Genomic DNA, 19,770 nt, shown 5'->3' with positions numbered 1-19,770 from the left:
GTCGCGAGCACCGTACAGTCCGTACGCTCGTGATCATGAGCGAAGTACGGATAACCCCACCCACCGATGCCCCCGCTCCGCCCACGACACGAGCCCGGACCCTCGCGCGTTATCTGCTGGCCGCCTCACTCGTCTTCGCCGGGCTCGGCCACCTCTTCTGGGCCCGCAAGGACTTCCAGGCACAGGTGCCCGACTGGGTGCCGATGGACAAGGACGGCGTGGTCATGGCATCCGGCGGTGTCGAGATCATGCTCGGCGCCGGACTCGCCGTGGCGAACCGCGACCGCGTCCGTGTCGGACGTCTGGCCGCGCTGTTCTTCGCCGCAGTCTTCCCGGGCAACATCGCCCAGTATCTCGGCAAGCGCAGCGCCTTCGGCCTCGACACCGACCGTAAGCGCCTGATCCGCTTGTTCTTCCAGCCCGTGCTCATCCTGTGGGCGCTGTGGTCCACCGGAACCCCCCGACGCTGACGCGGTTGGCGCCGGAGGGCGGACCGGTGTCCGTCACTCCGGCGCGACCCGCACGAGCATCTTCCCGAAGTTCTTCCCTTCGAGCATGCCGATGAACGCCTCCGGGGCGTTCTCGAGTCCGTCGACGATGTCCTCGCGGTACTTGATCTTTCCGTCTCGGACCCATGCCGAGGCTTCACGCAGGAAGTCGCCGTACATCTCCTTCACGAATTCGCTCTGGATGAATCCGCGGATCGTGAGACTCTTCGTGAGAATCGAGTTGAACAGTCCAGGAAGGCGGTCCTTGCGGTTCAGGTCTGCACCGTTGTACTGCGCGACCAGACCGCACACCGGGATTCGTGCGTAGGTGTTGAGCAACGGCCACACCGCCTCCTGCACCGGTCCGCCGACGTTCTCGAAGTAGACGTCGATGCCGTCGGGAACCGCCTCCGTCAGTTTGTCGGCGAAGTTCGGGTCGCGGTGGTCGATTGCCGCGTCGAAACCGAACTCCTCGATCAGCGCGCGGCACTTCTCCGGCCCACCGGCGATACCGACCGCGCGGGCCCCCTTCAGCTTTGCGATCTGTCCCACGGCCGATCCCACCGGCCCGGTGGCGGCCGCGACGACGACGGTCTCGCCCTCCTTCGGCTGCCCGATCTTCAGGAGCCCGGAATAGGCTGTGAAACCGGGCATTCCGAGTACACCCACGGCGGTGGAGATCGGCGCGGCCTGTGGATCGAGTTTGCGTACCGTGGAACCGTCGAGGACGGCGTGCGACTGCCAGCCGGCACCGGCCAGGACATAGTCGCCCGCCTCGAGGCCGTCGTACCGCGATTCGACGACCTGGCCCACCGTCCCGGCGACCATCACGTCGCCGAGTTCGAGGTGCGCGGCATACGACTTCGCGGTGCTCATCCGGCCGCGCATGTACGGATCGAGGGACAGGTAGACGACGCGCAGGAGGATCTGACCGTCGCCGACCTCGGGCAGATCCACCGTCTCGAAGCGGAAGTTGTCGGCGGTGGGTGCCCCCTCCGGGCGCGACGCGAGAACTATGCGGGTGCTCTGACTCGTCGTGGCTTCACTCATGCCGACAGTGTGCCGCACGCGCAGGCGTCCTAAACGCTGCACGCGGGCACCCCGGCAGGCACGATGTCGCGCCGGAGGGGTGTCGGGTCAGGCGCTGCGCTGCACCTCGCCGCGAGGCACCTGATAGTTCGAGAACAGCTGCGAATGGATGACCTCGGTGAAGGACGGTCCGTCCTGCTCGACCCGGGCAGGACGGCGAGTGGGCGAAGCGGTGCGCGAGGCACCCATCTGCGACGTGGAGCGGATCGCCATGTCGGTCTCCTCTCGGAAGGCGGGAAGAGGTGGCCACCGGCACCGTACAGAAGGTGCAAATCGGGTGAGCGACCCCTCGAGAGATACATATACCCGCTCGATGCCCGATATGCACCTGTCGATTTCGGCGAGCCGCGCGCGGTTCTTCGGACGCCCTCGGGAGCTATCTGTCGACCTCATGGCCGTCGGGGGTGGGGAGCACTCGGATGGGTGCGCTCGTGGCCGAGTTCAGTGCCCCCACCCGACCCCTCAGCGTCGCGGCCGGATCACAGGTCCGCACGGAGATCGTGCGAGAACCTCCAGGAGGCAGGTGGAACCACGAATCCTGCAGGTCACCGCCGGTGACGTCGAGGTGCACGTACTGCGCCGCACCCTCGGTCCGCACCTCCACGCTCCACCCGTCCGGGACGGATCGAGCAGTTGCAGCGAGACCGATTCCACGCTCGACGGGCCGCGCAGAACCACCCACGAGATGTACCGACTCCGCCAGCACCGCGCCGGTGGGATCCACCAATCTGGCGGCCGCAGTGTCGAAAGTGCGCGGCCCGAATCGATACGCAAAATTGACATCGGTGAAACCGCCCGTCACCGCGGCCCACGAGAACACCCGGGTCTCGTGCGGATCGAGACGCAGCGGCAGCGATACGTCCACCGGCACGGCACCCGAGGCGGTGTGGGCCTGCAACTGCAGCGTGACGGCGAGGGCATCGGCGGTGTCGTTGATCGCGTCCACACGCAGGCCGTCGAGGCCGTCGTCGGTGAGAAGCACGGTGACGGGCGCGAATACCCGGGCCAGCACCCACCACGGTGCCTTCGGGTTCCCGTCGGCGCCGAGCACGCCCCATCCGGCACCCGGTTGCAGGTCGCGGGTGGACAGGATCAGGGCTCCGCGACATCCCGATCCCGATCGTCGCCAGTACTGCAGCACCTCGGTGTACGCCTCGCAGATCGCTGCCCGTCCGAGCGCGAGATACCGAGCGGGATCGGCCCACCGCACCTCGGAAGGGTCGACTCCGAAGATCGTGCGCACATAGTGGTCTCGCACGTCCTCGAAGTCCCACGATGCCCCGTTGTCGCGCGGCACAGCCGCCTTCCACCGCGGATGGTGACCGGCGACATTCACGCTGCCGAACTCGGCCTCGATCGCGGTGTCGGACGGCGGGATCGAGAACGCGAGGCATTCGGCGGCGAAGCGGACACCGGCGGCACGTACGTCGCCGGTCGGACGACGGTATCCCCCGACTCCGAAGTAGTGCGCCACACCCGAACCCACCGCGATCGGAAGCGTGTCGCTACCCGGGGGCGCGGACGGCGACGACGACACCCACACCGTTTCCGGAAACTCGCGGTCGACGATGTCCGGCAACCAGTCGCCGAGCGCAGCAATCGGCACGCCGTTCAGCCCCAGCATGGCCGGTTGCTGTTCGGTCTCGCTCCCCCCGCACAGCACGACGGGAGCCGGATTCCCGGCCCACCGGCGCGACAGGGCACGCATTTCGTCCTCGAGCAGCGAGCGGAAGTGCGAGTCGTCGGGCGGATCCGTGGTGGCGAGCATGACGTCCTGCCACACCATGATGCCCAGCTCCGCACATGACCGATAGAATTCGTCGTCCTCGTAGACCATGGTGCCGGAGATGCGGATCGTGTCCACACCTGCCGACACGCAGCGTTCGAGGATGCGTCGAGTGCCGGCCGGGTCGTTCAGCGCGATGGGGTCGACCGGTGTCCACACCAATCCGCGGCAGAAGACGTCGACGTCGTTGATCCGCAGCCCGAACCCGTCTCCCGAAGTGCGCTCCACCGATCGGAAACCGATGCTGCCCAGGTCGATCCGATGTCCGTCCAGAAGAAGGTGCGCCGCATACAGGTTCGGGTCACCGTAGGTGTGCGGCCACCACCGTCTCACCTCGGGAAGCATCACCTGCATCCGCACGTGCGCCGTCCCATGGGATCCGTATTCGGGCCGTGCGTGTGCCGTCACACCTTCGATGTCGACGATCGCCTCGGAGACGGCGGAGCCGGCCAGGGTGAGGCCGATGTCGACGATCCCGTCGGATCCACGCAGAGCCGTCCGTATCGTGCGTTCGAGGACGACGGGCTCGCCGGAGCCGACGAGACGCACGGGACGCCACGGACCGACCGGTGCCGGGGCTCCACCGTAGACCGGAGCGCGCCCGAGCATCGTGGTGCGGAACCACCGTAGTCCCTGGGCCGACACGAGCGACGAGCGCCAGCGTCCTCGCGGTCGGCGCTTGCGGAGCGCGGCGTCCAGCGAGGCGCAGCGGATCGCGATCCGCGCCGTCGACGGAAGACGGTCGAGAACGACGGTGAGCGGCACGAACATCGATTCCGATGTGGCGACGAGCGTGCCGTCGACCCAGACGTCCGCGAGAGTCGCGAGCCCGTCGAAGGTCAGATACCACGGTCCGTGTCCGGACACCTCGACGTCGGTGACGAACCACCAGTCACCGCTGTCGGGAGACGACGCCCGGGCCGCCTCGGCGCCGTCGGCATCCAGGATCGCGCCCGCGGCCGTGCCGGGTATGCGGACCGGCAACCAGCGACCGTCCTCCGGAAGGTCACCGGGATGCTCCATCTCCCCGGGACCGACACGGAGACAGCGCCATCGGGAAGCGTGCAGCAGATCCATGTGTGTCGAACCCCGTCACCGCACACCGACGGCGCGGACGACGGTCGCCATGGCGTCCCCCCAGGCATCGGCCATCGCGGCCAACTGATCGCCGGGGTCGACACTGCGACCGCGCGCCGCGCGTGCCATGCGGAACTGCACGCTCTTCGCGCCCTCGGCGACCGCGCGGAATCCGTCGGCCGCGGCCGCCGCACCGGGGTACCCGCGACCGTCCATGTAGAGGCTGACGTCGGCGGCGAGTTCGGCGGTCGCACCGCACTGGCGGAGCACCCCGAACGTCCACGGATGGAAGACGTCCATCCCGCCGGTACGGATCCGCTCGACGTCCACGAGTACCCGGGTTCCGAGTTCGCGCACCGGATTCGAACCGGCGCGCATACGCAGGTGCCGGAGGACCACCGTGTCGAAGGCATCGCACTGCTGCTGCGACGCCTCTATCCGCACCTGCTCGAGATAGGGCGGCCAGGTAGGCACCGGCTCGTCGAGACCGAACACTCCGTAGAAGTCCTCACCGGTGAGGACGTGATAGCCACTGTTGTGGAAGTACTCGAGCGTTTCGGCATCGCGGTCGATGAGGTTGGGCACGATCGTCGTCTTGGAACGACTCTCCCGGTATCCGGTGCCCTCGGTGTCGGGCAACCAGAAGGCGTCCACTTCGATCGTGGACAGCAGACCGGTAGCGGCGTTGTCCTCGAGGTGGTCCACCGGACGGCGCCACACATTCATCTCTGCGACGTCGATCCCGTACAGCGACAACAAGTCTTCGGGTCGGAACTTGAGAAAGGTCCACTGGGTGCCGTCGAATCGGGCCGAGAACGCGCACGCGGCCGCGGGGACCGGATCGTGGCCGAGCGCATGCAGCACCTCGACCCACAGGTCGACGTAGCAGTTGGTCTCGGTCCAGATCCGGTCGGCAGCGTGCACGAAATGCGGTGAGTACCCGTCGACGCGGACGTCGATGAGCCGACCACTCACGGGAACATCCTGTCGCGCACCGGAACGGGCCAGCGGTCGACGTCGAATCCGTGGGTCCGCAACAGCGCCAGAGCGATCCGCTCCATACCGAACCCGACGCACGCGCTGTGTGCGACTTCGCCGTCGGCCGTGCGGATCTCGAAGGTCTCGCCGAAGTGCTCGCGATGGCAGTTGCAGGAGACCACGGCGGTGCCTTCGTCGAGGTCGCCGTAGAGCCGGACCGTCAGTTCGGTCTTGAGGTTCTCGGTGCGCTGATTGACAGCCAGCATACGTCCGGCCCGCCCGAAGAACGGGTCGTTGGCGGGCACGGCGGTCGCGTCGAGACCGAGCGAGTCGAGCACCTCGAGCCCTCGCTGAACCCAGGAATCACGATGCTGTGCAGCGTCGTTCTCGGTGCCGATACGCACGAACTCGTGCATCCGGAAGGCCTGCATGCGGGCGGGGTCGACTGCCGGTTCGTGCCGGAAGCAGTAGCCGAGAACGTCGAGCAATTCACCACCCTCACGCAACGTGCCGGTGTAGCGCGAATAGGCGGGATGGCATGCGGCGGAGACGAGCACGGTGTCGGCGGGTTCGAGCCACGGATCCCACGCCTCGCCCCGTGACCGCGCGGCGAGAAGTTCGGCGTGCTCGATGTTGCTGCCCGCGAAGGTGTTCACCGCTCCCGTCAGGTGCGGGAACGAGGCGATGTAGTCGGTGCGCTCGAAACTCGTCCGCGGGAAGACCGGAGGGAAGCGCAGACGCGTCGCCGCCCGGCCCGGACCTGCCGCGACCACCACGCGGTCGATGCCGTCGACGATGTCCTCGAAGACACCCGAACGTCCGTAGAGGCCGGGAACACCGGTCTCCACGAGCAGTTCGGCTTCGAGCAACTGGTGCTGGAAGTCGAGGCGGGCGCGCTCGAGTTCGGACAGTTCGCCGGTTGTGGCAGTACTTGTCGCGGTAGTACTTGTCACAGCGTCCCCCGGTAGGCGATCGACAACTGGGCCGAGTTGTTCATGATGCGATCGTTGTTGACCATCACGGCGGCACCGTGCGCGTCGCGCAGGTGACGACCGAGCGAGTACTGCGAATCCTCGCGGTATCCGGCGATCCCGCAGATGAGCATCGCGCGGTTCACCAGATCCACGACGAGGGTGGACGCGGTGACCTTGAGATTGTTCATGGCGAGCGAGAAGCCCATGCCCGACATCGATTCGTCCTGCGCCGACGCGGCGGCATCGAACCGAGCGGCAGACGCGGCGACGAGATCGGCGAACTGCTGGTGCACGGCGGCGGCTTCGGCGAGTCGCAGTGCACCGGGCGGGGTGACACCCGGGCTCCGGCGGGCCACCGACCGCACGAACGAGCGAGCCTTCTCCATCGCCGCGTCGGCGATGCCGAGCCACACCGCCGACCACACGCTGTGCGAGACGGGAAGCATGGTGCGCGACGAGATCTCGGAATAGGCCGCGCCGACCACGAGGTCGGCGGACGTCGTGGCGGTGAGGACGAATCCGGGACTGCACGTACCCCGCAGCCCGAGGGTGTCCCAGTTTCCGGTGGGCTCGAGGGTCACGTCGCCGCGTCGGCACACGACGAGCACCTGGTCGCTCGGGGGGCTGTCGGCGGTGCGGCGCGCGGTCACCAGGATCGCGTCGGCGTACTCACCGTACGAGATGACCGGCGCGTTCTTGGTGAGCGAGACGGCCTCTCCGTCCCGGGCGACTGCGCAGACACTGCTGCGCACGTCGCCGCCGGTGCCGAGTTCTGTGGTCGCCGAAGCGATCAGGTAGTCGTTGGCCACCGCCTCGGCGACGAAGGCCGTCACACCCGGGGTGGAGTGACGCACGAGCGACAGGATCTGCGTCTGGTGCATCGCGAAGATCATCGCGGTCGAGGCGCAGTACCGGCCGAGGATGCGCGCGACGGCGCACAGCTCACCCAGCGACACTCCCTCTCCGCCCTGGTCGACGGGGACGGCGCAGTTCAGCAGTTTGTGGACGCGGAGCGCGTCGAGGGCCTCGTGCGGGAACCGTCCCTCACGATCGACCTCGGCAGCCGCGGGGCCGGCACTCTCGCGTCCGACGATCTCGGCGCGGGCGAGCAACGACAGTCCGGCGTTCTCCGCAACGGTGAAGGGTGCGGACACGGAGGTCACGCGGCGCCCAGTTCCGTCAACGCCGACCTGATGGCTCCGATGCTCGCAAATGTGCTCTTGCGCAGCAGTTCGTCGGGGAACTCCACGTCGAAGGCGTCCTCGAGGGCGAGCATCACGTTCACGCTGGCGTGCGATGTCAGGCCGAGTTCGTAGAGATCGGCGGCGGGGTCGAGCGCCATGCTGTCGACCGACAGCTTCGCGTGCTCACCGAGGACCTTGCGGATCACCTGCTCCGTCATGGATGTTCTCCAGTTTCTGCTTCTTCGACGCGGGTCGCCACGACCGTCGCGATGGCGTATGCGGGCTCGTGAGAAATCGAGACCTGAATGTCGATCACCTGTTCATCTCGCGCCAGGGTGGCCGCGTTACCGGCCAGTACGACGGTGCATCCGCCCCAGTCCGCGCGGCGGATCTCGATGGCGCGCCACGGCACCGCGTGGTTCCGGGGACGCAGGACCTTCATCACGGCTTCCTTCGCGGCGAAGCGCGCCGCGAGCCGTTGTGCGCGACCCGGGCCGGTGGATACCTCCAGCTCGTGCGGGGTGAAGACACGCTGCAGGTAGCGGTCGCCGAACCGGTCGATGCTCGACGCGATGTCGCGGACCGTGACGACATCGCAGCCGACGCGTGTCGTCGCGACGCGGGGACCGCCGCCATCGTCGTTCATGGGTCACTCCTCGGGATGCGCTGCACACGGTAGCCGCAGGCCGGTCGAGGTACACCGTCCGAACACCTGCGGCGTGCAGGACATCCCGGAAATCACCCCGACTTTCACCCGGTGGGCCCGGTCGAGTATCGGCAGTTCGCGCGGTGAAACGAGATTCGCTACCGCAACACGCCGCGTCGATCCCGGTTCGGCACGCGAACGACGAAAGGCCCCGACCGGGTGGTCGGGACCTTTCGTAGGTCGGAAGTTATGCGGACGTCCGCACGGGTTCCTTGTCGCTCTCGGGCTCGCCTGTCGTGGCCGACTCTTCCTTCTCCGCGGTGGGCACCGGGACGGTGTCCTGCGCGTAATAGAAGTGCGGGCGGCGGTGACCGAGGAAGGAACCACACCACGACATGACCGCGATGTACCGATTACGGAAGCCGACCAGGTAGACGAGGTGGACGGCGAGCCACAGCACCCACGCGATGAAGCCGGTGAGCTCGATCTTCCCGACCCGCGTGATCGCGCGGAACCGGTTGATGATCGCCATGCTGCCCTTGTCCTTGTACTGGAACGGGGTGCCCATCGCGACCTTGCCGGTGATCATCTTCGCGACATGGCGGCCGCCCTGCATGGCGAACGGCGACTGAGCCGGCAGGTTGTCGAGGGTGACCATGTCGCCGATCGCGAAGATGTTGTCGCTGCGGCCGACGGTGAAGTCGGGGTCGACGAGCAGGCGTCCGCCGCGGACCGTCTCGCAGCCGGTGCGCTCGGCGAGCACGTCGGCGAAATCGTTGGCCTGGATACCGGCCGACCAGATGATGGTCTCCGCGGTGAGGCGGCGGGTCTCCTCGGTCGTGGGCGTGGTGAGCGTGGCACCGTGCTCGTCGATGTCGGTGACCATCGTCCCGAGAACGACGTCGACGCCACTCTTCTCGAGCGACTCCTCGGAGTACTCGCTGAGCTTGCCGCCGAACGGGGGCAGCACCTTGTCGGCGCCCTCGACGAGCGTGACGGTGACGTCATCGGCGCGGATGTTGCCGATGTTCTCGGCGAAGTAGCGCTGCGCCAGCTCCTTGATCTGCCCCGCGAGCTCGACGCCCGTCGGGCCGGCGCCCACGACGATGAAGCTGAGCAGATTCTTCCGACGCTCCGGGTCGGTGGTGACGTGCGCTTCTTCGAAGCACCGCACGATCTGACGACGAAGCCGCTCTGCGTCCTCGACCGTCTTCAGCGCGTACGTCAGGTCGGCGAACTCGTCGCGTCCGAAGTACGCCTGACGCGCACCGGTCGCGGCGACGAGGTACTTGTAGCCGAGGCGCAGACGCTGACCGCCGGCTTCGTAGACGACCGTGTTCTCGTCGGGCAGGACATCGACGACTCGGCCCAGACGGACGTCGGCGTTGGGGTACTCGGCGAGGATCGCGCGCACGGAGGGAGCGATCTCACCGGGCGAAAGGACACCGGTCGCGACTTGATAGAGCAGAGGCTGGAACAGGTGCTCGGTGGTCTCCGAGATGAGAACGAAGGGTGTGCCGGCCTTGGCGAGCTTCTTGGCGGTGGCCAATGCTCCGAAGCCGGAACCCACGATGACTACATCTGTCCGATCGACCAGGGTCGCTGTGTCCGCATCGTCCATGCTGTCGTAAACCTCCACGTGCTGGGGTGTCATCTCCGTTGATGTATGACTCCCAACGTAGGTACGAAGGCCCCTTGTTATCCACTAACCTGGGATATTCGAAAAACTGTTATCTGTTCTGCTCATAAATGCAGGTGGCACACATCCCGGGAGGAGCCATGGATTTCCGTCAGCTGCGCTACTTCTTCGCCGTCGGCGAGGAGGGCAGCTTCTCGCGTGCCGCCCAGCGCTGCTTCATCTCGCAGTCGGCGATCAGCCATCAGATCGCGAAACTCGAACACGAACTGGGCACCACCCTGTTCGACCGCACCACTCGTTCGGTCAAGCTCACCTCGGCCGGCCAACGCCTGATGCCGATCGCCGCCGAGGTACTCAGCCTCGAGGCGAAGGCCCTCGAGGTCGGCCACGAGCCGCGGGAAAGTATCCGGATCACCGCGAACATGAGCTTCGCGTCGCAGAGCCTCGACGCGATCTCCAGCGTCCGGGAACGTCATCCCAAGATCGACGTGGAGTTCGTCATCAAGGACTTCACCGACCGCGTCAATGCGGTCGCGTCCGGGGAGGCCGATCTCGCGCTGATCCGCGGCGACGTCGACCGCCCGGGTCTGGAAGCGGTGCGTCTCGGTATCGAGGAACTCGTGATCGTCACATCGAGCGCGCACCCGCTGTCGGCGTTCTCGACCGTCGACCTCGGCGACCTCGCCCACTATCCGCTGCTGCTGCCGCCGCGTGGCAGCCAGGTGCTGTTGCACCGTGTCGTCGAGGACGCTTTCGTCGAGGTCGGTCGCCGCGTGCGTCTCGGCCCTCCGATCGCCAGCGACCACACGGCGACCCTCGAGGTGATCACCAATCCGCGGGCGTGGACCGTGCTCTACGCAGGAACCGCAGCCGACACACCTCGCAAGGGGCTGAAGTTCATGCGCGAGATCCACCACCGGCTGCAGGTGCCGGTGTGCGGGGTGGTGCGGAGCAACGCGACCCCCAATCCCGAACTCGAGTTCCTCATGCAGGCGCTCGCGCATTCGATCGTGCCACCCACCGACAGCGCGCCGTGAAGTGCCTCAGTGGCGCGGCGACAGCTTGTCGAGGAGTTCGAGGCCCTGACGCGCCCACGCGATCTCGGCTTCGCCCCGGCCGATGAGACCGTCGTACGCAAAGGCCTTGAACGCGATGATCCGTTCGTGGTCCTCGGCCGGGTACTTCTGCACGCGCCTCGCGATGGTCGCGTTGCTGAGATCGAGGATCGCGTCGCGCACCGCGGTCCATTGAGCGATCTGCTCGGTGTAGTGATCGATGTGCCGGCGCAGGCAATCGCGGGCGCTGTCCGGGTCGGCCCATTCGAAGTAGGCCGCGCGCATATGGGCGGCGTCTCGCACCGGGGCGTAATCCAGCGGAGTGGACATCCACTCACGGAAGGCCCGGATTCCGTCCTCGGTGATCGAGTACCGGGTCTTGGTGCTGTTGGGACCCCAACGCACCTGCTCGCCTTCGACGAGGCCCTCACGCTCCATCCGACGTAGTTCGGGATAGATCTGCGAGTCGGGTGCATGCCACACGTGCCCGACCGACCCGCCGAACCGTTTGGCTGCGTCATAGCCGGTCAGAGGCTCGGCGGTGAGCAACGCGAGCAGCGCGTACCGCAGGCTCATGGACCACCACCTTTCCCCGGGCGAGTATTCCACCCTTGCAAACAACTATATCGATAGATAGTGTGTGCTCCAGCTCACCGACTATCTATGCAGATAGTTATTTCCCCTCAGTGCTCGGAGGATCCGACATGACCGATCTCGGCCCCACCGGGGCGACCGCGAAGAACATGGCCTACCCGCTCGACGCCTGGTACGTCGTCGCCTGGGATCACGAGGTGGGTCGCCGCGAGATCCTCGCCCGCACGATCGCCGGTAAACCGATGGCTCTGTACCGCACCGAGGAGGGCCGTCCCGTCGCCCTCGCCGACGCCTGCTGGCACCGGCTCGCACCGTTGTCGATGGGCACGCTCGTCGGCAGCGAGGGCATCCAGTGCCCCTACCACGGCCTGCAGTACAACTCTGCGGGACGCTGCACTCACATGCCCGCCCAGCAGACGATCAATCCGTCCGCGATGGTGTCGTCCTATCCCGTCGTCCAGCGGCACCGCTTCGTGTGGGTCTGGCCGGGCGACCCGACGCAGGCCGATCCCGATCTCATCCCCGACATGTTCCAGATGGACTCCCCCGACTGGGCCGGCGACGGACGCACGATCGACGTGCAGGCCAACTACCAGCTCGTCCTCGACAACCTCATGGACCTCACCCACGAGGAATTCGTGCACTCGTCGTCCATCGGCCAGGACGAACTGAGCGAGTCCGACTTCGTCGTCACCCACGACGATCGCACCGTCACGGTCACCCGCTGGATGCACGACATCGACGCACCGCCGTTCTGGCTGAAGAACATGCGCGACAAGTTCCCCGGCTTCGAGGGCAAGGTCGACCGCTGGCAGATCATCGAGTTCCAGGCGCCCTCCACGATCCGCATCGACGTCGGTGTGGCCGAGGCCGGCACCGGTGCTCCCGAAGGAGACCGCAGCCATGGCGTCAACGGATTCGTCATGAACACCATCTCCCCCGTCGACGAACGCACCGCCCTCTACTTCTGGGCGTTCATGCGCAACTACCGCCTCGACAGCCAGCTCATCACCACGCAGCTGCGCGACGGCGTGCACGGTGTGTTCGGTGAGGACGAGGCGATGCTCACCGCGCAGCAGAAGGCCATCGAAGCGAACCCGGATCACGAGTTCTACAACCTCAACATCGACGCCGGCGGCATGTGGGTCCGGAGGCTGATCCAGCGCATGATCGAAGCGGAACGGAACCTCGCCTCGGCCACCGTCGTTCCCGAGGGAGCCCACTGACATGAGCAGCAACCAGATCCGTTGGCAGCGAGCGCGGGTCGTGAGGATCGAGCGGGCAGCCGATTCGATCGCCGAGATCACCCTCGCCGCCGACACCGCCCACCGCGTCGAGCCCGGCGCCCACATCGACGTGCGACTCCCCTCGGGCGACACGCGCTCGTACTCCCTCGTGGCGGGTAGCCCGGACGGTCGGCTCACGCTCGGCGTCCACCGCTCCCCCACTTCGCGCGGCGGCTCCGAATTCATGCACTCCCTGCGTCCCGGCGACGAACTCGACATCACCGAGCCGCTCCAGAACTTCCCGCTGCGGGTCGGCGCACCGAGATACGTTCTGCTCGCCGGCGGCATCGGCATCACCGCGGTCCGCGCGATGGGAGCCGTCCTCCGGCGCCTCGGCGCCGATTATCGCTTCGTGTACGTGGGCCGTAGCCGCTCCGCGATGGCCTTCCTGCCCGAACTCGAAGCCCTCCACAACGACCGCCTCGACGTCCACATCGACGACGAGGGAACCGGATTGGATGTCGCCGCACTCGTCGACGGCATCGACCACGGCACCGAGCTGTACATGTGCGGTCCGATCCGGCTCATGGACGCCGTGCGACGCCGGTGGCACGATCGCGACCTCCCGATGCCGAACCTCCGCTACGAGACCTTCGGCAACAGTGGATGGTTCGAGGCCGAGGAATTCACGGTGACCGTACCCGAACTCGGTGTCACCACTACTGTCGGCTCCGACGAAACGATGCTCGACGCCCTCTGCCGCGCCGGGGTCGACATGATGTTCGACTGCCGCAAGGGCGAATGCGGACTGTGCGAGGTCTCCGTCGCCTCGCTCGACGGACGAGTCGACCACCGCGACGTCTTCTTCAGCGAAGAGCAGAAGAGCACCGCGAGTCGAATGTGCGCATGCGTGTCACGCGTGGTGCGCGATTCGGCGTCGTCCCGATCGACGACGGGTGTCGTCACGCTCGACCTTCCCTGACCACTGCGCATTTCACACCACGAGGAAACACGATGGACCTTCGCGCACGCATCGACGCCTCGCCGATGCATCCCTACCAATGGATGATCGTCGCCCTGTGCGTCGTGCTGAACATCCTCGACGGTTTCGACGTCATGGCACTCGCGTTCACCGCCAAGAGCATCGGTAGCGACTTCGGCCTCGGCGGATCGGAACTCGGCGTGCTGCTCAGTGCCGGTCTGATCGGAATGGCCGTCGGCGCTCTCGCTCTCGCACCGATGGCCGACCGGATCGGACGCCGGCCTCTGATCCTGCTGTCGGTTGCACTCGCCACCGCCGGCATGGGTCTGTCCGCGAGTGCCGGATCCGCATGGGAACTCGGCATCTGGCGGGTGATCACCGGACTCGGCATCGGCGGCGTCCTCGCCTGCACCACCGTGATCGCCAGCGAATACTCGTCGGCTCGCTGGCGAGGGCTGGCCATCAGCATCTACACCGCCGGATACGGCGTGGGTGCCACGATCGGCGGTATCGCCGCCGTCGGTCTCCAGAGCGAATACGGTTGGCGTGCGGTGTTCGTCACCGGTGCCGGGCTCACCGGTCTGGCGCTCGCCCTTCTCGTCGTTCTGCTGCCCGAATCCCTCGACTTCCTCACCAGCCGGGGACGCGCAGGCGATCTCGACCGGATCAACACGATCGCGCGACGCATCGGCCAGAGCCCCGTCTCCGCACTCCACCGCTCCGGTGACGAATCGGCACCGCGAGCGGGGCGGATCTCGGATCTGTTCTCCGGAAGCAACACCCGCTCGACGGTGCTGCTCTGGGCGGCCTTCTTCGCCACCATGTTCGGCTTCTACTTCGTCAACTCGTGGACACCGACCCTGATGGAGACCGCCGGTCTCACCAAGGACCAGAGCGCCACGGCGGGAATGATGCTCACCCTCGGCGGCACCGTCGGGTCGGTGCTCTTCGGAGTCCTCGCCAGCCGCTGGACCACCCGGTCGGTCCTGATCACCTTCACCATCGCCGCCGCCGCGACCATGACGGTCTTCATCGTGTCCATCTCGACACTGACGCTGGCATTCGCGCTCGGCATCCTGATCGGTGGACTCATCAACGGGTGCATCGCCGGCCTGTACACCCTCGCACCGTCTCTCTATGGTCCGCAGGTTCGGGCCACCGGCGTCGGTTCCGCCATCGGCATAGGCCGAGCGGGCGCCATCCTCGCACCGACCGCGGCCGGGATGCTCCTCGACGCGGGATGGACGCCCGAGCAGCTCTACTTCGGAGTGGCCGGCGTGGTCGTGCTCGCCGCGGTGGCGCTGTTCGCGCTGCGTCCGGCACGATCAGCGGACGCCTCGTCCGAACCGGTGCCGGCCTCCGTCTCCACGGAATCGGGCCGCTGACCCGGTGCCACCACGATAGCGACGCGCTCGTTGCGGACTCTCCGTTACGTAGCTCATCCGGCGCGAGAATCGGAGCGCAAAGTGGTCGTCAGGTCGCGAAACTTCGCGCTCTGACGACCATTTCGCGCGCCGATGAGGTAACTCCAGTCGCGCAATGACGTTGTTCTCGGTGCCGCAGCGGCGCCGACGCACGCACCCGGGCGATCATGTCGTCGGACCCCCTCGTGTGCACTCCTTCGGCGCGAGCCCCAGCGCCAGGTGCGGCCAGTGGGCGATATCGCGTCGCATCTGCCGGTCGTGGGTGGCCACGGCGACCGCCGCGTCTGTCGCCCCCAGGGCGTCGGTCAGTTCGTCCACCAGAGTGATGGACAGGTGGTTGGTGGGCTCGTCGAGGAGCAGCACGTGCGGGCGTGCGGCGAGAACCATCGCCAGGTCGAGGCGTCGCTGCTGCCCCATCGACAGGTCGCGGACCCTCTTGCCGAGATCGCGTTCGGTGAACAATCCGAGTTCGCCGAGATCCACTGCTCCCTGGTCCGGGACGAGTCCGGCGACGACCAGCTCACCGACGTGCGCGTCGTAGACCTGCTGCACCCGGGCCGCCGACGGTGCCGGCGATTCCTGGGCGAGCCGTCCGATCCGCACGACGGGGTCGCTCTCGCGGGTCCCCGATGTCGGTTCGACCTCGCCGGCCAGCACCGCGAGCAACGTCGACTTGCCGGCACCGTTGGGTCCGGTGATCACGAGCCGCGAGCCGGCAAGCACGGCCAGGCTGACCGGACGGTCGAGCCGGCCGCGCACCATGGCGTCCTCGACCCGCACCAACGGTGTGTCCGGGTCGATCCCATCGGCCTCCGCTCCGAGCGCCGGCATCGAGAACTGCAGCGGCGGTACGGGTACCGCCACGGCATGGTCGTCCAGTGCTTCCTGACGGCGGTGCACCGACTGCACGAGCGCCGGCGCACGAGTGGCACGTTGATGCTTGCCGGTGCCCTTCTCCGGGCGCCAGCCCGTGACGAGGCGATCCCGAGCGGACCCGAGGTCCGATTCCAGCCGGGCTCGCTCGGCCTGCTCGCGCGCATATTCGCTGACCCAGCGCGCATACTCGGCCTCGCGTCCCGTCCGGAACCCGGCGTATCCCCCACCGTACAAACGTGGACGACCGTCGCGACTCGGGTTGAGGTCGAGGATCGACGTGGCCACATCGGTCAGCAGGGCGCGATCGTGGCTGACGAGGACCACTCCGCTACGGGTCTGCTGCAGACGTTCGGTGAGATAGTCGAGGCCCGACGCGTCGAGGTGGTTGGTCGGCTCGTCGAGCAGCAGGAAATCGTGTTCGGCGCCGAGCAACGCGGCCAGGCGCACACGGTAGCGCTGTCCGACCGACATCTCTGCCAGGGGTCGCGAACGGTCGGTGACGGCTCCGAGCGCTTCGAGGGCGGTGTCGACGCGACGATCCGCGTCCCACGCGTCGAGTTGCTCGGCGATCTCGAGGGCGTCGGTATACGCGTCGGCGGCTCCCGGCCGCTCATCGGCGAGCGCTTCGGTGCTCTCGTCGAGCGCCTGCAGTGCGACGCGGACATGCGCGAGTTCGATGTCGACGAGATCGCCGACGGTGCGCCCCTCGGCGACGGTCATCTCCTGTTCGGCGATCCCGAACGAGCCGAACCGACGCACGGTCCCCGAGTCCGGTTCGAGGCGACCGGCGAGCACGTGCAGCAGGGTGGACTTGCCGCGGCCGTTCTCTCCGACGACACCGAGCCTGGAACCCGGCGTGACCGCGAGATCGACTCCGCGCAGGACGGGATGGCCGTCGCGTGCGAGGTGAACGTCGACGGCGCCGAGTTGGGCGCGGGATCGCCGGGGCAGGGTGATGGTGGTGGTCATATGGATTCCTCCGAGTGGAGGCGCACTCGTCCCGAAACCACGGGTGGGAAGGATGCGCTCGCTGACGAACGGCCGAGAGTCGGCCGGATGTGGGTACACCTCGTACCGCGACCTCGGATCACATCACGAGGCGCGGAGTGGGTGTCGTCAGTGGAAGTAGAGCGCCTGAATCACGATGTCCAGGGTACCGATCGTCCGAGTACCGTCAATCGAGTTTCCGTCCCCGGTCGCGCAGTGCATCGGTAGCCGCGGTGAACCGTTCTTCGTAGGCCGCGGCCAATTCTTCGAGAGTCGCGACGCAATCACCCGCATAGGCCGGGGCATGCATGGGTGCGAGGCTGCTCGGGTTCAGACTCGCGAGTGCGCGGATGGTGGGTCCGAGTTCGGGGGTCAAGCACGTTGCGCGGCCCAGATCCTCCGCCTGCAGAGCCGGACCGACGATCTCGTTCGTCGTTTGCGCCGGGTACCTGCCGAATGCCGTGAAGAGGTCACCGCACAACAGGGTCGAGGTCGTTTCCTCGAACATCAGACCCGCGTCCCATCCGTGCGGAACGTGTGGGGTATCGATATGGCGTACGCGGCGGCGCCCGGTATCCAGGACATCCCCGTCCTGCAGAGGATGCGGTGGGCGGTCCGCGAGATCGGCGACCTGGACGAAGCACCCCATCGCGCCGTGGGCAACCTCGGCCGCCGGCGCGACCTCCAGCCAGGAGTTCATCGACCCGCACTCGTCGGCCTCGACGTGCCCGAAGGTGATCCACCGCAACCGATCCAGCGGTATCAATCGCGCCATCGCTTCCGACACCGACGGGAACAGCACACGATAACCGGTGTGGAACAGCAGAGGTTCGTCACCGTCCACGAGGAACTGGTTCATCGTCAGATCCGCCGCGTCGAGATATGTGGACAAACGGTATACATCCTGAGCGATCTCGGTGATCTCGGTTTCCATCACAGGTCTCCTCGGCCGCGCCCCTCTTCGAGGGTCTCTCCGTCTCCGGCCGGACACAAGCCTTCGAACCGACACTCGTGCGAGGATGCGAGGAGCAGTAGTCGACGAGGCCGCAGGAGGCGCTCATGGAGCACACCGAATCGTCGTTCACCGGCGGCGGGGCGATCCCGATCGTGTACGACGTGTGGTCGCCGGAGGCCCCCACAGGCGTGCTGATCCTCAGCCACGGACTGGGCGAGCACGCGCGTCGCTACGACCACGTCGTCGAACGGCTCACCGACCTCGGCCTGGTCGTGTACTCGCCCGACCACCGCGGTCACGGACGGTCGGGCGGCAAGCGTGTACACGCGCGCGAGATGCGCGAGTTCACCGAGGATCTCGACACCCTGATCGATCTGGCGCTCCACGAACATCCCGGACTGCCGGTGTTCATGCTCGGGCACTCCATGGGTGGTGCCATCGCTCTCGCCTACGCGCTCGACCATCAGGACCGGCTCACCGCGCTCGTGTTGTCCGGACCGGCCGTGGTCGTCACGTCCGGGACACCGAAGCCCGTCGTGGAGATCGGGAAGTTGATCGGACGTTTCCTGCCGGGTGTGCCGGTGCAGAAGCTCGACAGCAAGGCGGTGTCGCGCGATCCCGCCGTGGTCGCAGCGTACGACGCCGATCCGCTCGTGCACCACGGTCTCGTGCCCGCCGGGCTCGCTCGAGTGCTGGTGCTCAACGAGCAGAGCCTCGAGCAGCGCCTTCCGAACCTGACCCTGCCGTTGCTCGTCATGCACGGCACCGAGGACACCCTCGCCGATCCGGCCGGGGCGCAACTCATCGCCGACCGTGCCGGTTCCAAGGATCTGACGCTGAAGTTGTACGACGGGTTGTTCCACGAGATTTTCAACGAGCCGGAGAAGGACCGCGTGCTCGACGATCTGACGGCGTGGTTGAAGGCCCGGCTCGCCGACCGATAGGAGGACTCGTGCAGACACGCATGCCGGTCGCCTTCCTCGGCCACGGCAGTCCGCTCAACGCTCTCGAATCGAACCGCTACACGCAGGCATGGGCAGCGTTCGGACGTTCCGTTCCGACTCCCCGCGCGATCCTGGCGATCTCCGCGCACTGGTACATCAACGCCACCGCTGTGACGTCGATGCGATCTCCGCGCACGATCCACGACTTCTTCGGGTTCCCGCAGGATCTGTTCGACGTGGAGTATCCGGCTCCGGGTGCTCCGGAACTGGCGGAGGAGATCGCCGATCTCGTGCACCCGACGTGGGTGGGCGCCGACGTCGACTCGTGGGGCATCGACCACGGCACCTGGTCGGTCCTCACCCATGCCTTCCCGAATGCGGACATCCCGGTGGTGCAGCTCAGCCTCAACGCCTACAAACCACTCGACTATCACGTCGATCTCGGCGCCCGCCTCGCCGGATTGCGCGACCGCGGGGTGTTGATCGTCGCGAGCGGCAACGTCGTCCACAACCTCGGGGCAATGGATCCGCGGCAACCGGGGGCGGGATTCGACTGGGCGCATCGATTCGACGAGGACGCCCTTACCGTCCTGCAGGACCGTCCCGGAGATGCGGCTGCGCTGCACGAGCACGCCGACTATCACAAGGCCGTGCCCACCCCGGACCATTTCCTGCCGCTGCTGTACGTCGCGGGTCTGGCCGCCGAGTCCGGCGAACAGCCGACGACCCTCGTGGACGGTGTGGAATACGGATCGTTGTCGATGACGTCCTACGCCGTCGGCGGGAACTGCCCGCCGCGCGACGGGGACGGTCACGGCGCCGGACTACCCGAGAGCCCGGAGCCACCCGACACCAACCTGTGAGCG

The 19,770-nt window shown here is 67.0% G+C and carries 19 protein-coding genes; 7 read left to right on the top strand and 12 right to left on the bottom strand.

Going from position 1 to position 19,770, the window contains the following annotated elements; all coding sequences use genetic code 11:
* Positions 1 to 35 precede the first annotated feature (35 nt).
* Complete coding sequence (locus GON09_RS19260; protein ID WP_213933207.1) at positions 36 to 470, top strand: DoxX family protein; 435 nt, start codon at positions 36 to 38, stop codon at positions 468 to 470.
* Positions 471 to 503: 33 nt separating this feature from the next.
* On the opposite strand, the gene GON09_RS19255 is transcribed toward GON09_RS19260, so the two are convergent.
* The 9 genes from GON09_RS19255 to GON09_RS19215 form a co-directional block, all read right to left on the bottom strand.
* The gene (locus GON09_RS19255; RefSeq protein WP_213933206.1) at positions 504 to 1,538 is read right to left on the bottom strand and encodes an NADP-dependent oxidoreductase; all 1,035 of its coding nucleotides are present in this window, start codon (positions 1,536 to 1,538) and stop codon (positions 504 to 506) included.
* A gap of 87 nt (positions 1,539 to 1,625) precedes the next feature.
* Complete coding sequence (locus GON09_RS19250; RefSeq protein WP_213933205.1) at positions 1,626 to 1,790, bottom strand: hypothetical protein; 165 nt, start codon at positions 1,788 to 1,790, stop codon at positions 1,626 to 1,628.
* A gap of 163 nt (positions 1,791 to 1,953) precedes the next feature.
* The gene (locus tag GON09_RS19245; protein ID WP_213933204.1) at positions 1,954 to 4,440 is read right to left on the bottom strand and encodes a glycosyl hydrolase 2 galactose-binding domain-containing protein; all 2,487 of its coding nucleotides are present in this window, start codon (positions 4,438 to 4,440) and stop codon (positions 1,954 to 1,956) included.
* A 15-nt stretch (positions 4,441 to 4,455) separates the two neighbouring features.
* Positions 4,456 to 5,415 (bottom strand): DUF1839 family protein, encoded by a 960-nt coding sequence (locus GON09_RS19240; protein ID WP_213933203.1) that lies wholly within the window; start codon positions 5,413 to 5,415, stop codon positions 4,456 to 4,458.
* Positions 5,412 to 6,371 (bottom strand): amino acid--[acyl-carrier-protein] ligase, encoded by a 960-nt coding sequence (locus GON09_RS19235; protein WP_213933202.1) that lies wholly within the window; start codon positions 6,369 to 6,371, stop codon positions 5,412 to 5,414. The genes GON09_RS19240 and GON09_RS19235 overlap by 4 nt, the downstream gene beginning before the upstream one ends.
* The gene (locus GON09_RS19230) at positions 6,368 to 7,555 is read right to left on the bottom strand and encodes an acyl-CoA dehydrogenase family protein (RefSeq protein ID WP_213933201.1); all 1,188 of its coding nucleotides are present in this window, start codon (positions 7,553 to 7,555) and stop codon (positions 6,368 to 6,370) included. Before GON09_RS19230 ends, GON09_RS19235 begins: the two co-directional genes overlap by 4 nt.
* A complete protein-coding gene (locus tag GON09_RS19225; protein WP_213933200.1) occupies positions 7,552 to 7,794 on the bottom strand; it encodes an acyl carrier protein in 243 nt (80 codons plus the stop codon). The genes GON09_RS19230 and GON09_RS19225 overlap by 4 nt, the downstream gene beginning before the upstream one ends.
* On the bottom strand, positions 7,791 to 8,222 hold the full coding sequence (gene acpS / locus GON09_RS19220; RefSeq protein ID WP_213933199.1) for a holo-ACP synthase: 432 nt from the start codon (positions 8,220 to 8,222) through the stop codon (positions 7,791 to 7,793). The genes GON09_RS19225 and acpS overlap by 4 nt, the downstream gene beginning before the upstream one ends.
* Positions 8,223 to 8,469: 247 nt before the next feature.
* The gene (locus tag GON09_RS19215; protein ID WP_213933198.1) at positions 8,470 to 9,843 is read right to left on the bottom strand and encodes an NAD(P)/FAD-dependent oxidoreductase; all 1,374 of its coding nucleotides are present in this window, start codon (positions 9,841 to 9,843) and stop codon (positions 8,470 to 8,472) included.
* Positions 9,844 to 10,001: 158 nt separating this feature from the next.
* On the opposite strand from GON09_RS19215, the gene GON09_RS19210 reads away from it, so the two are divergent.
* Positions 10,002 to 10,898: a LysR family transcriptional regulator gene (locus GON09_RS19210; protein WP_213933197.1), complete on the top strand. Its 897-nt coding sequence runs from the start codon at positions 10,002 to 10,004 to the stop codon at positions 10,896 to 10,898.
* Positions 10,899 to 10,904: 6 nt separating this feature from the next.
* Here the strand turns inward: GON09_RS19210 and GON09_RS19205 are convergent, their stop codons facing one another.
* Complete coding sequence (locus GON09_RS19205; RefSeq protein ID WP_213933196.1) at positions 10,905 to 11,492, bottom strand: PadR family transcriptional regulator; 588 nt, start codon at positions 11,490 to 11,492, stop codon at positions 10,905 to 10,907.
* Between the two features lie 128 nt (positions 11,493 to 11,620).
* Between GON09_RS19205 and GON09_RS19200 the strand changes: the two genes are divergently transcribed.
* From GON09_RS19200 to GON09_RS19190, 3 genes are read left to right on the top strand one after another with little or no spacing between them, the layout of a single operon-like run.
* The gene (locus tag GON09_RS19200; protein WP_213933195.1) at positions 11,621 to 12,736 is read left to right on the top strand and encodes an aromatic ring-hydroxylating dioxygenase subunit alpha; all 1,116 of its coding nucleotides are present in this window, start codon (positions 11,621 to 11,623) and stop codon (positions 12,734 to 12,736) included.
* Between the two features lies 1 nt (position 12,737).
* A complete protein-coding gene (locus GON09_RS19195; RefSeq protein WP_213933194.1) occupies positions 12,738 to 13,718 on the top strand; it encodes a PDR/VanB family oxidoreductase in 981 nt (326 codons plus the stop codon).
* 32 nt (positions 13,719 to 13,750) lie between these two features.
* Positions 13,751 to 15,103, top strand: a complete 1,353-nt coding sequence (locus GON09_RS19190) for an MFS transporter (protein WP_213933193.1) — start codon at positions 13,751 to 13,753, stop codon at positions 15,101 to 15,103.
* Positions 15,104 to 15,307: 204 nt separating this feature from the next.
* On the opposite strand, the gene GON09_RS19185 is transcribed toward GON09_RS19190, so the two are convergent.
* Both GON09_RS19185 and GON09_RS19180 read right to left on the bottom strand, forming a co-directional pair.
* Complete coding sequence (locus tag GON09_RS19185; RefSeq protein ID WP_213933192.1) at positions 15,308 to 16,987, bottom strand: ABC-F family ATP-binding cassette domain-containing protein; 1,680 nt, start codon at positions 16,985 to 16,987, stop codon at positions 15,308 to 15,310.
* A gap of 205 nt (positions 16,988 to 17,192) precedes the next feature.
* Entirely contained in the window at positions 17,193 to 17,939 is a 747-nt protein-coding gene (locus tag GON09_RS19180) for an MBL fold metallo-hydrolase (protein ID WP_213933191.1), read from the bottom strand.
* Between the two features lie 125 nt (positions 17,940 to 18,064).
* On the opposite strand from GON09_RS19180, the gene GON09_RS19175 reads away from it, so the two are divergent.
* Both GON09_RS19175 and ygiD read left to right on the top strand, forming a co-directional pair.
* The gene (locus GON09_RS19175; protein WP_213933190.1) at positions 18,065 to 18,904 is read left to right on the top strand and encodes an alpha/beta hydrolase; all 840 of its coding nucleotides are present in this window, start codon (positions 18,065 to 18,067) and stop codon (positions 18,902 to 18,904) included.
* A gap of 20 nt (positions 18,905 to 18,924) precedes the next feature.
* On the top strand, positions 18,925 to 19,767 hold the full coding sequence (ygiD, locus tag GON09_RS19170; RefSeq protein ID WP_213934524.1) for a 4,5-DOPA dioxygenase extradiol: 843 nt from the start codon (positions 18,925 to 18,927) through the stop codon (positions 19,765 to 19,767).
* Positions 19,768 to 19,770 lie beyond the last annotated feature (3 nt).

Origin of the sequence: Rhodococcus sp. B50, assembly GCF_013602415.1 — a bacterium.
In the GTDB taxonomy this organism is placed as follows: domain Bacteria; phylum Actinomycetota; class Actinomycetes; order Mycobacteriales; family Mycobacteriaceae; genus Rhodococcus.
This window is presented reverse-complemented; position numbering and strand designations above follow the sequence as displayed.